The 13,135-nt window shown below is 71.7% G+C and carries 11 protein-coding genes and 2 pseudogenes; 4 read left to right on the top strand and 9 right to left on the bottom strand.

What is annotated here, in order from left to right:
• Positions 1-79 precede the first annotated feature (79 nt).
• Positions 80-1,720 carry a phosphoglucomutase (alpha-D-glucose-1,6-bisphosphate-dependent) gene (gene pgm / locus ACFY4A_RS25295; protein ID WP_390831638.1) on the bottom strand — a complete coding sequence of 547 codons (1,641 nt, stop codon included), beginning with the start codon at positions 1,718-1,720 and terminating at the stop codon, positions 80-82.
• Between the two features lie 297 nt (positions 1,721-2,017).
• Here pgm and ACFY4A_RS25300 point away from each other — a divergent pair, with 297 nt between their 5' ends.
• A complete protein-coding gene (locus tag ACFY4A_RS25300; RefSeq protein WP_390831639.1) occupies positions 2,018-2,401 on the top strand; it encodes a hypothetical protein in 384 nt (127 codons plus the stop codon).
• A 122-nt stretch (positions 2,402-2,523) separates the two neighbouring features.
• Positions 2,524-2,718, top strand: coding sequence for an antitoxin (locus tag ACFY4A_RS25305; RefSeq protein WP_390831640.1), 195 nt, complete (start codon positions 2,524-2,526; stop codon positions 2,716-2,718).
• Positions 2,719-2,833: 115 nt separating this feature from the next.
• Here ACFY4A_RS25305 and ACFY4A_RS25310 read toward each other — a convergent pair whose 3' ends face one another.
• The 3 genes and pseudogenes from ACFY4A_RS25310 to ACFY4A_RS25320 all read right to left on the bottom strand — a co-directional run.
• A complete protein-coding gene (locus tag ACFY4A_RS25310; RefSeq protein ID WP_390831641.1) occupies positions 2,834-3,202 on the bottom strand; it encodes a cytochrome C oxidase subunit I in 369 nt (122 codons plus the stop codon).
• Positions 3,199-4,878 carry a cytochrome c oxidase subunit I gene (gene ctaD, locus ACFY4A_RS25315; protein ID WP_390831642.1) on the bottom strand — a complete coding sequence of 560 codons (1,680 nt, stop codon included), beginning with the start codon at positions 4,876-4,878 and terminating at the stop codon, positions 3,199-3,201. Before ctaD ends, ACFY4A_RS25310 begins: the two co-directional genes overlap by 4 nt.
• A gap of 170 nt (positions 4,879-5,048) precedes the next feature.
• Positions 5,049-5,315: pseudogene (locus tag ACFY4A_RS25320) on the bottom strand (LysR family transcriptional regulator); the annotation flags it as partial.
• Between ACFY4A_RS25320 and ACFY4A_RS25325 the strand changes: the two are divergent.
• A pseudogene (locus ACFY4A_RS25325) lies at positions 5,304-5,448 on the top strand (MFS transporter); the annotation flags it as partial. The pseudogenes ACFY4A_RS25320 and ACFY4A_RS25325 sit on opposite strands and share 12 nt — an antisense overlap.
• A gap of 21 nt (positions 5,449-5,469) precedes the next feature.
• Here the strand turns inward: ACFY4A_RS25325 and ACFY4A_RS25330 are convergent.
• The 4 genes from ACFY4A_RS25330 to ACFY4A_RS25345 form a co-directional block, all read right to left on the bottom strand.
• A complete protein-coding gene (locus ACFY4A_RS25330; RefSeq protein ID WP_390831643.1) occupies positions 5,470-8,268 on the bottom strand; it encodes a SpoIIE family protein phosphatase in 2,799 nt (932 codons plus the stop codon).
• Between the two features lie 1,043 nt (positions 8,269-9,311).
• Positions 9,312-9,881 carry a TetR/AcrR family transcriptional regulator gene (locus tag ACFY4A_RS25335; RefSeq protein ID WP_390831644.1) on the bottom strand — a complete coding sequence of 190 codons (570 nt, stop codon included), beginning with the start codon at positions 9,879-9,881 and terminating at the stop codon, positions 9,312-9,314.
• A 172-nt stretch (positions 9,882-10,053) separates the two neighbouring features.
• On the bottom strand, positions 10,054-11,265 hold the full coding sequence (locus tag ACFY4A_RS25340; RefSeq protein ID WP_390831688.1) for an FAD-dependent oxidoreductase: 1,212 nt from the start codon (positions 11,263-11,265) through the stop codon (positions 10,054-10,056).
• Between the two features lie 340 nt (positions 11,266-11,605).
• Entirely contained in the window at positions 11,606-11,818 is a 213-nt protein-coding gene (locus tag ACFY4A_RS25345) for a hypothetical protein (RefSeq protein ID WP_390831645.1), read from the bottom strand.
• A gap of 135 nt (positions 11,819-11,953) precedes the next feature.
• Between ACFY4A_RS25345 and ACFY4A_RS25350 the strand changes: the two genes are divergently transcribed.
• A complete protein-coding gene (locus ACFY4A_RS25350) occupies positions 11,954-12,685 on the top strand; it encodes a L,D-transpeptidase family protein (RefSeq protein WP_390831646.1) in 732 nt (243 codons plus the stop codon).
• A 33-nt stretch (positions 12,686-12,718) separates the two neighbouring features.
• Here ACFY4A_RS25350 and ACFY4A_RS25355 read toward each other — a convergent pair whose 3' ends face one another.
• Complete coding sequence (locus ACFY4A_RS25355) at positions 12,719-13,123, bottom strand: ATP-binding protein (protein WP_390831689.1); 405 nt, start codon at positions 13,121-13,123, stop codon at positions 12,719-12,721.
• Between the last annotated feature and the right edge of the window lie 12 nt (positions 13,124-13,135).

The raw sequence follows: 13,135 nt of genomic DNA on the forward strand, positions 1-13,135 counted from the left end.
ATGCCCTCGTCATGCCATGTGAGCCGGGCCACTCATCCCGATTGTCTCCCGCGCTTCCGCCGCTGTCGTGGTGCCGTCGTCACCCGCCGAGTGCCGCGTGGACGACGCTTGCGGCCTCGTCCTGGACCTGGGAGAGGTGGTCGGGGCCCCGGAACGACTCGGCGTAGATCTTGTAGACGTCCTCGGTGCCCGAGGGGCGGGCCGCGAACCAGGCGTTCTCGGTGGTCACCTTGATGCCGCCGATGGGCGCGCCGTTGCCGGGCGCCTCGGTGAGGACGGCGGTGACCGGTTCCCCGGCGAGGGTGTCGGCGGCGACCTGGGCCGGGGACAGCTTGGCCAGGCGGGCCTTCTCCTCGCGGGTGGCCGGTGCGTCGACGCGGGCGTAGGCGGGTTCGCCGAAGCGGGCGGTGAGTTCCGCGTAGTGCTGGGACGGCGTCCGGTCGGTGACGGCGGTGATCTCGGAGGCGAGCAGGGCCAGGACGACGCCGTCCTTGTCGGTGGTCCACACCGAGCCGTCCCGGCGCAGGAACGACGCTCCGGCGGACTCCTCCCCGCCGAAGCCGAGCGAGGAGTCGATCAGCCCGTCCACGAACCACTTGAAGCCCACGGGCACTTCGACCAGCCGACGGCCGAGGTCCGCGGCGACCCGGTCGATCATGCCGGAGGAGACCAGCGTCTTGCCCACGCCCGCCTCGCCGGGCCACCGGGTGCGGTGGGCGTAGAGGTAGGAGATGGCCGCGGCGAGGTAGTGGTTGGGGTTCAGCAGCCCGGCGTCCGGGGTGACGATGCCGTGCCGGTCGGCGTCGGCGTCGTTGCCCGTGGCGATGTGAAAGCGGTCGCGCTGCCCGATGAGCGAGGCCATCGCGTACGGCGAGGAGCAGTCCATACGGATCTTGCCGTCCCAGTCCAGCGTCATGAAGCGCCAGGTGGGGTCGGTGAGCGGGTTGACCACGGTCAGGTCGAGTCGGTGCTGTTCGGCGATGCGGCCCCAGTAGGCGACGGAGGCGCCGCCCAGCGGGTCGGCGCCGATGCGCACGCAGGCGGTCCGGATCGCGTCGAGGTCGAGCACGCTCGGCAGATCGGTGACGTAGGCGCCGAGGAAGTCGTAGCGGCCGGTGCCGGGCGCGGCCAGCGCGCGGGTGTAGGGGACGCGCCGCACGTCCTTCAGGCCGCCGGCGATGATCTCGTTGGCCCGGTCCTGGATCCAGGAGGTCGCCTCCGAGCCCGCCGGGCCGCCACTGGGCGGGTTGTACTTGAAGCCGCCGTCGCCGGGCGGGTTGTGCGACGGGGTCACGACGACACCGTCGGCGAGGCCCGAGGTGCGGGAGCGGTTGTGCGTCAGGATCGCGTGGGAGACCGCCGGGGTGGGGGTGTAGCCGTCCGCCGTGTCGATGAGGACGGTGACGTCGTTGGCCGCGAAGACCTCCAGCGCGGTGACCCGCGCGGGCTCGGACAGGGCGTGGGTGTCCGCGCCCAGGAAGAGGGGGCCGTCGGTGCCCTGCCGCGCGCGGTACTCGCAGATGGCCTGGCTGGTCGCGGCGATGTGGTCCTCGTTGAAGGCCGTCGCCAGGGACGATCCGCGGTGTCCGGAGGTGCCGAACGCCACCCGCTGTCCCGCCTCGGCCGGGTCGGGGTGCAGCGCGTAGTACGCCGTCACCAGCCGGGCCACGTCGATCAGGTCCTCGGGTCGGGCCGGCTTGCCCGCTCGCTCGTGCTGCATGGCACCCACGCTCCTCCGCGTCGTCGTGCGTCCGCTGTCCGCTCGCGATGTCATCTTCCCCCGTGCGCAGGTCGCTGGTCAGGCTCGCGCCGGTCCTGGGTCATGGGCCGGTGGTCGCAAGCGTGAAGAAGGCCGTTCGGGGCAGCCCCTCCAACACGCACTGGACGCCCGGAGCCTAGGGCCTCGTGTCCGCACGGGTCGTCCGCCGTGGGAGAGTGGTCCCCTACACAGGGCATGTCGGGAGGAAGAGCAGTGCCGGAAGGGCGCTCGAAGCGTTCGAGCAAGTCGCGTCTTGCGGTGATCGCGCTGATCGTCGGTCTGGGCACCTGGCTGGGCGTGGTGTGCTATTCGATCGCGACGGAACCCCCGCCCGGCGCGCCGAGCGTGGCCGCGCTGGCCGACAGGGTCCAGAAGGCGGCCGCCGACCGGGACTCGGACGGCTTCCAGGCCCTGTTCGACGCGGACACCGTCTCCGACGACTACGCCGCCGACTATCTGGGCCGCCTGGGAGAGCACGCCCCTCGGTTGCAGGCCCGGGTCGAGCACCGCGACGGCCACGACTTCCTGCTGCTGCGCTCCGCGCAGGGCGACTCCCTCTGCACGGCCTGGCACATCACCGAGCGGGACGGCCGCCGGCTGCTCGACGGCGTGCCACCGGCCGGGAACCTGTGTGCCCGCTGAACCTGTGCGGCGCTGCCGGAAGACCGGCATGTCCGCAGCTGATCCGCGCCCTTCCGGTTGCGGATGCAGTCCCTACCGCCGTCGGCCATCCTGAGAGGAACCACGGCGCGAAGGAGTATGCGATGAGCATGCTGGACAAGCTCAAGGGACTGCTGAAAGGTCACGAGGAGCAGGCCGGCAAGGGCATCGACAAAGCCGGTGACTACGTCGACGAGCGGACTCAGGGAAAGTACCGGAGCCAGGTCGACACCGGTCAGGACAAGCTCAAGGAGCAGCTCGGCCGGCCGGACCCGGGCCAGGACCAGCCGCCGCGGTGACGCTCCCGTGATCACGGCCCGGCACGGTGGGCCGGCGCAACGGGCTCGGGCGGCCCCCGTGAGGAGGGCGGCCCAAGCGTTTTCGTCATAGGCCGGGCGGGACGGATCCGCGGTCTCAGGGCCGTGCGAGGGCCAGGGCCAGGACCGCCGCCCCGGCCAGCACCGCGAGGGCGACGAGGACGAACGCGAAGCACCGCGCCCGCAACTGCTGGTAGCGCTCCTCGTACTCGCCGCGCAGCGCCCGGCACCGTTCGGCGACCCGCTGGAGGTCCGCCCGGGCCCGCAGCAGGCAGTCGGAGACGTAGTGCTCCTCGATCTCCTCGCGCTGCGCCGTGGTCAGCCACTGCATGGGCTCGGTGAAGGCTCGGGCCCGCTGCTCGGCCTCGGCGACACGGGTCTGCCACAGCAGATAGCCCTCGACCTGCTCGACCAGTCCGGCGGGCCCGGCCGGCTGCCCGTCCGGGCGTTTCGCCGCGTCGGTCATCCGGGCAGGCCCAGGTTCTCCCGCTTGTCCGTGACCGAGACCTCCGGGTGGTGCAGGTCGAAGGCCGGGGACTCGCTGCGGATGACGGGCAGGGTGACGAAGTTGTGCCGCGGCGGCGGGCAGGAGGTCGCCCACTCCAGGGAGCGGCCGTAGCCCCAGGGGTCGTCGGTCTCGACCTTCTGGCCGTACTTGGCCGTCTTCCACACGTTGTAGAAGAACGGCAGCATCGACAGCCCCAGCAGGAACGACCCGATGGTGGAGATCTCGTTGAGCGCGGTGAAGCCGTCGGTCGCCAGATAGTCGACGTACCGGCGCGGCATGCCCTCCGCGCCCAGCCAGTGCTGCACCAGGAACGTGGTGTGGAAGCCGACGAACAGCGTCCAGAAGGTCATCTTCCCCAGGCGCTCGTCGAGCATCTTGCCGGTCCACTTCGGCCACCAGAAGTGGAAGCCGGCGAACATCGCGAAGACCACGGTGCCGAAGACGACGTAGTGGAAGTGGGCCACCACGAAGTACGAGTCCGAGACGTGGAAGTCCAGCGGCGGCGAGGCCAGCAGGACGCCGGTCAGACCGCCGAAGAGGAACGTCACCAGGAAGCCGGTCGCCCACAGCATCGGCGTCTCGAAGCTCAAGGACCCCCTCCACATGGTGCCGGTCCAGTTGAAGAACTTCACCCCGGTCGGGACCGCGATCAGGAAGCTCAGAAAGGAGAAGAACGGCAGCAGCACACCGCCGGTGACGAACATGTGGTGCGCCCACACGGTCACCGACAGGCCCGCGATCGAGATGGTGGCGCCGATCAGGCCCATGTAACCGAAGATCGGCTTGCGGGCGAAGACCGGGATGACCTCACTGACGATGCCGAAGAACGGCAGGGCGATGATGTACACCTCGGGGTGCCCGAAGAACCAGAAGAGGTGCTGCCACAGCAGCGAACCGCCGTTGGCCGCCTCGAAGACTTGGGCGCCCCACTTGCGGTCCACCTCCAGGGAGAGCAGAGCGGCCGCCAGGACCGGGAAGGCCAGCAGCACCAGGACGCTGGTGAGCAGCACGTTCCAGGTGAAGATCGGCATGCGGAACATGGTCATGCCCGGGGCGCGCATGCAGATGACCGTGGTGATGAAGTTGACCGAGCCGAGGATGGTGCCGAAGCCGGACATGCCCAGGCCGAGGATCCACAGGTCCGCGCCCAGGCCCGGGGTGTGGATCACGTCGTTCAGCGGGGCGTAGGCGAACCAGCCGAAGTCGGCGGCGCCCTGCGGGGTGAGGAAGCCGGCCACCGCGATGAGCGAGCCGAACAGGTACAGCCAGTAGGCGAACATGTTCAGCCGCGGGAAGGCCACGTCCGGGGCGCCGATCTGAAGCGGCATGATCCAGTTCGTGAACCCGGCGAACAGCGGCGTCGCGAACATCAGCAGCATGACCGTGCCGTGCATCGTGAACATCTGGTTGAACTGGTCGTTCGACAGCAGTTGCAGGCCCGGACGGCCCAGCTCGGCGCGCATCAGCAGCGCCATGACACCGCCGATCAGGAAGAACATGAAGGAGGTGATCAGATACAGCGAACCGATCGTCTTGTGATCGGTCGTCGTCACCCAGTTCACCACCACGGCACCGGGCCGCAGGCGACGACGGGGAGCGGCGGTTTCCCGCGTGGTGTGCTGGACGTCTGTCATGCGGCCCGTGACACGCTTTCTCTCAGGAGATGGGTACGCGAAGGTCCACGCGGTGTCCCGCAGGGCCCGGGCCCCATCCTTCCGTTTCGCGCCGCCGAACCGGAGGCAGCCGTCGCCGAGACGGAGTAACGCCCGGCGGATTGCACCCGGTTGGCCTACGCGCCTCACGCTCATGGCGGGCAGGCGCGCGGCGCGGCCTGCAGGGCGGCGGACGGGGGCAGCTGGGCCGGGCTCACCCGCTCCCCCAGGACCTCGGACATGAACCGCACCAGCCACCGCTGGGACGGGCTGCGCGAGGACTCGTGCCGGGCGTACAGCGCCACCTCGATCGGCTCGGTGTCGAACGGGAGCCGCACCATGCGCAGTCGGTGGAACGATGCGAAGACCTCGCCGACGTGCTCGGGGACGATGGCGATCAGGCCGGTCTGCTCCAGCAGGCCCACCTGCGCGCGGGCATCGGCATCTGGGTCGCCTCGTTCATGGGGCTGCCTGGTCTACGGCCTGAACACCTGGCCGCCCAAGCTGATGAACGACGCCGGCTACCCCGTCCCCACGGCCGTCACCACACTGCCCCGGGACAGGGATCGCCCGTCACCCGGCCCGGCCGCCCGTCGCCTGGCCGGGGAGCACCGGTGTACCCGGGACGGTGGGCCAGCCGTCGGCGGGGCTCGCGGCCGTCACGGACGCGGCCGTGCCCGGGTTCTCGACGCCCTCCACGCCCTCGGGCAGGGCGAACTCCGCCCAGATCACCTTTCCGTGCGGGGAGTAGCGGGTGCCCCAGTGCTCGGTCATCTGCGACACCAGGAACAGACCGCGGCCGCCCTCCTCGGTCGTCGCGGCATAGCGCAGGTGCGGCGAGGTGCTGGTGCCGTCGGACACCTCGCAGATCAGCGTGCGGTCGCGGATGAGCCGGACGTGGATCGGCTCGCCGCCGTAGCGGATGGCGTTGGTGACGAGTTCGCTCAGCACGAGTTCCATGCCGAAGCCGAGCTCGGACAGGCCCCACTCGTCGAGCGTGCGGGCGGCCGCCACGCGGACCCGGGCGACGGCGGCCGGGTCGGGCGGTACGTCCCACTCGGCGACCCGGTCGCACGGCAGCGCCCGGGTGCGGGCGATGAGCAGGGCGACGTCGTCCTTGGGACGCGCGGGCAGCAGCTCGTCCAGCACCGCCTGGCAGCTCTGCTCCGGCGAGCGGTCGGGGTGGCCCGCGAGGACCTGGCGCAGCATCTCCATGCCGACGTCAAGGTCCCGCCGGCGGTCCTCGACGAGACCGTCGGTGTACAGGGCGAGCTGGGTGCCTTCGGGGAGCTCCAGCTCGGCGGTCCGGAACGGCATGCCGCCCAGGCCGAGCGGCGGCCCGTGCGGCAGATCCGGGAAGGTGACGCTGCCGTCCGGGCTGATCAGCGCGGGCGCGAGATGACCGGCGCGCGCCATGGCGCAGCGGCGGGTGACGGGATCGTAGATCGCGTACAGACAGGTGGCTCCGACGACGGCCGCGGCGGCGCCGGTGGAGGCCTCGTCCTGGTCGATGCGGCCGACGAGGTCGTCCAGGTGGCTCAGCAGCTCGTCCGGGGGCAGGTCGAGCGTGGAGAAGTTGTGCACCGCGGTCCGCAGCCGTCCCATGGTGGCGGCGGCGTGCAGGCCATGCCCGACCACGTCCCCGACGACCAGGGCGACCCGCCCGCCGGGCAGCGGGATCACGTCGAACCAGTCACCGCTCACGCCCGACTGTGCGGGCAGATAGCGGTAGCCGACATCCAGCGCGCTCAGCTCGGGCAGGGCCCGCGGCAGCAGGCTGCGCTGCAGGGTGACCGCGAGCGCGTGCTCACGGGCGTACCGACGGGCGTTGTCGATACTGACCGCGGCCCTGGCCACCAGCTCCTCGGCCAGGGACAGCTCCTCCTCGTCGAACGGGCCGCGCTCCTTGGAGCGCCAGAAGTTCGCCATGCCCAGTACGACACCGCGGGCCTGGATCGGGGCCGAGATCAGCGAGTGGATGCCGTAGTTCACGATCGCCTCGGCGCGTTCCGGGTCCTGCGCCTGCCAGCCGTACGCCGACGACAGGTCCGTGACCAGTTCCAGGCGGCCGGTGCCGAAGCTGCGGGCCTGGGGCGTGGACGGCAGGAAGTCGATCAGCCGGCCCTTCTCGTAGAGCGGCGAGTCGTCCTGGACGCCGTGTACGGCGACGCGGCGCAGGCCCGTCGCGGTGGTGGCGGGCTCCTCGCCCTGCAGTACGCCCTCGGCGAGGTCCACGGAGACGTAGTCGGCGAAGCGGGGGACGGCGACCTGGGCGAGTTCGTCGGCGGTGCGGGCCACGTCGAGGGTGGTGCCGATGCCCAGTCCGGCGTCGTAGAGCAGCTCGAGCCGTTCCCGGGCGACCTGGGCCCGGCCGGAGACGGCCTGGAGTTCGGTGGAGTCGCGCAGCGTCACCACCGTGCGCCCCTGTTCTCCGTCACGGTGTGTGGGCCGCTGGTTGACCGCCAGCAGGCGGGATCCGGCGAGGTGCACCTCGTCGGTGGCCATGCGGCCGGAGGTGAGCAGTTCGACCGTCTCGGACTCCAGCGTCGGGAAGTGCGCCACCTGCCTGCCCTCGGCGTCCGCCGGCAGGTCCAGCAGCCGCCTGGCCTCGTCGTTCGCCAGCAGCAGCCGTCCGTCGTCACCGATGATGAGCACTCCTTCGCGTACGGAGTGCAGCACCGCGTCGTGGTGGTCGTACATGCGGGTCATCTCGTCCGGAGCGAGGCTGTGGGTCTGCCGCCGCAGCCGCCTGCCCACGAGGGCCGTCACGCCGGTGGCCAGGCCCAGCGCCGCCGCCCCGGCGCCCAGGATGATCGGTATCTGCCGCTGTACCTGGCTGGTCACGTGCTTGACCTGGAGCCCGGCGGAGACCAGCGCCACCACACGGCCGCCGTCCTTGATGGGAACGGTGGCCTGTACCTCCTCGCCGAGCGGCCCGTGGACGCTCTCGGTGAAGACCTTGCCGTCCAGTGACGGCTCGATGGTGCCGACGAAACGCTGCCCGATGCGGTCCGGCAGGGGGTGGGTGTAGCGGATGCCCTTCGTGTCCATGACGACGATGAAGTCGACCCCCGCGGACCTGCGCGCCGTCTCCGTGAGGGGCTGGAGCACCTTCGACGGGCCGGGCGTCCGCAGTGCGTTCACGACGCCCGGGGAGTGCGCGAAGGTCTGCGCTACCGCCACGGAACGGCGCTTGGCCTCGGCGTTGATGTCGCGCTGCGACTGGAGGACGAGAGCGAAGACGGCGAAGGCCACAAGCAGCACCACCAGCGCCACCTGCAGAACGAACACCTGTCCGGCGACGCTTCGCGGGCTCTTTCCCAGCAGCGAGCGCAACGATATGCGTCGAAGACGGGTAAAACGGTCGGCCATCCGGCATTTGTAACATCCACCCTCCCGCATCGTCACGACCTGCACGGTTGATCGTTCAGCGAGAGCCCTGCCCGAACCGCGCGGGCGACTCTCGGATCCCGGGCATTGCGGCGGGTGAAAGCGCTGTCCTCGACAGTGAGTACGAATTCGACGAACCGGTCACCGACGCGACGGCAACCCTCGGCGCCCGGGTGCGGACCGTGCGCAAGCAGCAACGGATCGTAGCGGCCGCGCCGTCACTTTCCCGACCCCGCTCCTTCGCCGACCCGGCCGGGCGGTCGCCGTGGACCGCACGTGCCGCGCGGTCGGCGTCGTCTCGCAGCAGACCATCGGCGACGAGGCCGTACCGGGGCAGAAGCCGACGCGGGGGCCGCAGCAGAAGCCGGCGCCGACGCCGGAGCACCGGACCCGCCCACGGTCCGCAAGCGCAGCCGTACGGCAGGCGGGGACCGGGGCCGCCCTCGCGACATCGCGGCGAACACCAACCGCGACGTCACGCGCAGACAGACCGCCGCGCGGCCCCTTGGGCGCGCACACCTACGCGCGCCGCAGCCGTGCACGGACGCGCGGACTCACCGCCCCACGCACAACCCGCCAACGCGGCCGCCACCAGACGCGAACCCACGCGTACACGGCCACGACGCGTCAGCGGCGCGAGCCGCGACCCCGCACGGGCCACGTCCCCGCACGACCGCCGCAAAGGCGCCGCAGCCATGGGAGCCGCAGGCGCGTGCGGCCCGCGCCGAACACACGCCACCCGTACGCGACCGACCCGACTCCAGGACCGGGCAGGCGGCGCGGGCGTCAGCTCCGCACGAGCCGCAGCCCCGCACTACCGATGCGGAGGCGCCACAGACATGCCCGGCCCGCAGACGGACGTGCGCCGCGGACGTGGAGGCGCCGCGGACATGGAGGCGCCGCGGACATGGAGGCGCCGCGGACATGGAGGCGCCGCGGACATGGAGGCGCCGCGGACGTGGAGGCGCCGCGCCGCCGGGCGTGTGCCCCTCCCGCGGGCGTCGCGGGCGTCGCGGCGAGGGCGGTCACGTCCGGGGCCACGTGCGCAGCATCGTGTCGAGGCGGTCGAGGATCCAGGTCCAGGTCTCCTGGGGGTCCGGGGCGCTGTGGGCGAAGCCGCCGGCCAGTTCCAGGCTGACGTAGCCGTGGAAGGCGCTGCCCAGCAGCCGGACGGCGTGGGTCTGGTCCGGCTCGGGCAGGTCGTAGCCGCGCAGGATCGCGCGGGTCATCTGCGCGTGCCTGCCCCCGGCGCTCACGGCGGCGGTCTCCGGGTCCAGCCGGAGCCGTGCCGCCGCGTAACGGCCGGGGTGTTCCCGGGCGTAGTCGCGGTAGACGTTCGCGAAGGCGGCGAGGGCGTCCTTGCCTGCCCGCCCGGCCAGCGCGTCGGCGGCCCGGTCCGCGAGTTCCTCCAGGGCGAGCAGGGCGATCCTCGTCTTGAGGTCCTGGGAGTTCTTCAGGTGCGAGTACAGGCTCGCGGCCTTGACGTCGAACCGCCGGGCGAGGGCCGAGACGGTCACGTGCTCGAAACCGACCTCGTCCGACAGCTCCGCCCCAGCCCTGACCAGGCGATCCGTGGTCAACCCCGCACGCGCCACGCCGCTCCTCCCATCGGAAACCGCCAAGAGCCTGAAGCCATTGAATAACTACCTAAACCTATTAGGCAAACAGGATGGCGGTCGAGTCCGTCCGTCGCGCCCCCCCTGTATTGGCATGGACCTGATAACCCAGTTTCCCGCTAGGCTGCTCTCCGACCGGTTGAGAGCGCTCTCACGAGGCGTCGGCCACCCGGCGGACCCGGTCCCGGGCGACCCGGGCCGCGGCGTACCCGGTGCCGGCGACGAAGCGCATCATCGGCCCGAACATCGGGGCGGCGAGCGATCCGGTGAAGTACAGACCCGGCACCGACGATTCGAACCCCGGGCTCAGCCGCGGCGCCCTCGAACCCGGCACCCGCCTGAGCGCACGGCGCACCGCCGGCGACAGGAACGGAACGGCGTCCAGGTCCAGACGGTAACCGGTGGCGGCCAGCACGTGGTCGACGTCGAGCACCTCCGCCACACCGCCCGGCCCGACGACGTCCAGCCGTACGCCGGACCCGGCGGTTGCGGCCCGTACGACCCGGCGCGAGGTGCGCACCGGCACGACGCCCGCGACCCGGTCCCGCAGCCACCAGCCGCCCGACGGCCGCAACGCGCGCCGGAACAGCAGCAGTCGGGCCGCGGCCGGCAGAAGCCGTACCGCGCCGGGGGCCCGGCAGACCACGGCCAGGATCCAGCCCGTGCCCAGGGGCGAGGCGGGCCTGCCGATCCGCCGCGCCCAGGACCGGCCCGGCTGCGGCGCCGTCCCCCACAGCACGGCGCTCTCCCGGACCAGCACCTGGGCCCGGGCACCGGACTCGTGGAGCAGGGCGGCGCTCTCCAGGGCGGACTGGCCCCCGCCGACCACGGCGACCCGACGGCCGGCGTAGCGGGACAGATCGGTGTGCTGGCCGGTGTGCGACACCGGCGCGTCGGGCCCAGGACCTTCAGGCGCGAGGCCGCGCAACTCGCCGGGGATGTGGGCCAGTCCGTTCAGCCCGGTGGCCACGACGACGGCGGCGGCCGCGAATTCCTGTCCGTCGTCCAGCCGTACGGCGAACGCCGCGCCGGACGTGGCCGGGGCGACGGCCACCACCCGGGCCGGCTCCACCTCACCGACGTACTGCTTCTGGAACCACTGTCCGTAGCGTACGAACACCTCGCACGGGATGGGCGTCAGTTCGGTCAGCTCCGGCTCACCGTGCACTTGGAGGAAGTCCGCCAGCCGCCCGCCGGGCTCCGGGGCTGACAGGTCGACGGCGTCCGGCGTCGACTTCAGGAACATCCCGGTCGCCATGGCATGCCGCCAACTGCCCATGACCTCCCCGAAGACCCGCACCGGGACGCCCGCCCCGCGCAGGTGCGCGGCGACCGACAGCCCGTACGGCCCGGCGCCGACCACCACGACCGGAAGCGCTCGGCGCCCCGGCCGCGCTCCCCCGCGGGCAGGCTTCTGCCCCGGAAGCGACCGCGTCATGCATCCCCCCGCTGGTCCACTCGCCGCCTTCCCCAAGGCCGGCGTGACACTCCGGGATGTGCGCGCCGGCACAGCACCGCCGCGCATCTCCCCCCTCCGCCGCTCAGTGTTACCCATCCACCGGTGCCGGAATGCGATATGGGGGCACATTGTCAAAAATTGGTCGGAGTGTTCACCGGCCGCACCCGCGCGAGCCTCAAGGAGATGGAGAGCGCGCACCCGGCTCCCGTCCTCGCGGCGGAGGACGGGAGCCGGGTGCCAGGACCTACCGGTCCGTAGCGGCGGGAGAACCGACCGCGGGTGGTGCGGTCATCAGCTTCCCGAACAACGCCATGCAGGTGGAACAGTGTCCAGCCCGCTGTGCGCTCACGCCGTCGACGTGCTGACCCAGTTTCTGGCCGCACAGGGTGGTGGTCGTGTGCTTGGCCATGACGTGCCAGACCAGAGCCCCACCGGGCTTCTCTACTCCTGCACACATCTCATACATGATCGGCTCCACTCCCTCGATGGACGCCTCTCTCACTCAAGGAGACACCCAGTGGGCCATCTGCACGCAGCCACGGACGGCCATTCAGGTGAAAAACGGGCCGGCGGTGGTGCCATCATGGGGCCCATGCGAAAGGGTGGGGCGTTGCGGACGGCGGCTGTGGTGGCGGCCGGTGGGGCGCTGGCGATGTCGCTGACGGCCTGCGGCGGCCCGGGCCACCGGCGCCCGGCCGGCCACGGCGGGAAGGCGGAGCACGCGCCGGGGCGCGACGCCTCCTTGAGGCGGGTACCGGGCATCGGTGACCGGATGTGGCATCGGGTGCCGGCCGGGTCCCGCCAGGTGGTCGCGGTCTACGGCGCGGGCCCAGACTCCCCCGACTCGACGGTGGAGCTCTTCGCCGAGCACGGCTCGCACTGGGAGCGGACGGGTTCCTGGCCTGCCCACAACGGCAGGAAGGGCTGGACGACGGACCATCACGAGGGCGACCGGCGCACACCGGTGGGGGTGTTCACACTGAGCGACGCCGGCGGCGTGCTCGAGGATCCCGGGACGAAACTGCCGTACACCCGTTCCGCCGCGTTCCAGGCTCCCCGGTCCTGGACGAAGAACGCCTGGCACGATTTCGACTACGTCATCGCCATCGACTTCAACCGCGTCAAGGGAACGTCGCCCAACGACCCCACCCGGCCGGAAGGACATTCCAGGGGCGGCAGCGTCTGGCTGCACATGGACCACGGCAGCGGCACGTCCGCCTGCGTGACCCTGTCCAAGTCGGCGATGCGGTACCTGCTGCGCTCCCTCGACCCGGGTCAGCACCCCGTCGTGGTCATGGGGGACAAGGCGGAACTCGAAGCCTGACGCCACGCGGCGCAGCCGTCGGCCGGTGCCGCCTCACCGCCGCGCGGCGTCGAGCAGGGCGATGCGGGCTATGACGCGCTTGCCCACCGGCTCGCGCCGCACCTCGAAGCGCTCCACCACGGCCATCACGATCTCCAGACCGTGCTGGCCCACCCGCCCCACATCGGCGGCCCTGGCCACGGGCAGCACCGGATCGCTGTCCCAGACCGCGACGTCCACGGCGTCACCGGCGATCCGCAGGTCCATCAGGACGGGACCGGCGGCGTACTTGCGGGCGTTGGTGACCAGTTCGCTGACCACCAGCTGGGTCAGGTCCACGGCCCGGTCCGACACCGTCACTCCGTGGCCGGTCCGCGCCCGGCTCAGGAACGCGGCCGCGAGATGGCGGGCCTCGGCGATGCACGCGCCGTCGCCGTCGAGGGCCGCCGCCATGCGCATCACGCCGGTGTC

It is taken from the genome of Streptomyces sp. NPDC001292 (assembly GCF_042896465.1).
Classification (GTDB): Bacteria; Actinomycetota; Actinomycetes; order Streptomycetales; family Streptomycetaceae; genus Streptomyces.

Bases quoted from the DNA above. Each gene is read 5' to 3' on its own strand.
- ctaD (WP_390831642.1), bottom strand. From the start codon at position 4,878: ATGACAGACGTCCAGCACACCACGCGGGAAACCGCCGCTCCCCGTCGT.
- ACFY4A_RS25310 (WP_390831641.1), bottom strand. From the start codon at position 3,202: ATGACCGACGCGGCGAAACGCCCGGACGGGCAGCCGGCCGGGCCCGCC.
- ACFY4A_RS25350 (WP_390831646.1), top strand. From the start codon at position 11,954: ATGCGAAAGGGTGGGGCGTTGCGGACGGCGGCTGTGGTGGCGGCCGGT.
- pgm (WP_390831638.1), bottom strand. From the start codon at position 1,720: ATGCAGCACGAGCGAGCGGGCAAGCCGGCCCGACCCGAGGACCTGATC.
- ACFY4A_RS25330 (WP_390831643.1), bottom strand. From the start codon at position 8,268: ATGGCCGACCGTTTTACCCGTCTTCGACGCATATCGTTGCGCTCGCTG.
- ACFY4A_RS25345 (WP_390831645.1), bottom strand. From the start codon at position 11,818: ATGTGTGCAGGAGTAGAGAAGCCCGGTGGGGCTCTGGTCTGGCACGTC.
- ACFY4A_RS25355 (WP_390831689.1), bottom strand. From the start codon at position 13,123: ATGCGCATGGCGGCGGCCCTCGACGGCGACGGCGCGTGCATCGCCGAG.
- ACFY4A_RS25305 (WP_390831640.1), top strand. From the start codon at position 2,524: ATGAGCATGCTGGACAAGCTCAAGGGACTGCTGAAAGGTCACGAGGAG.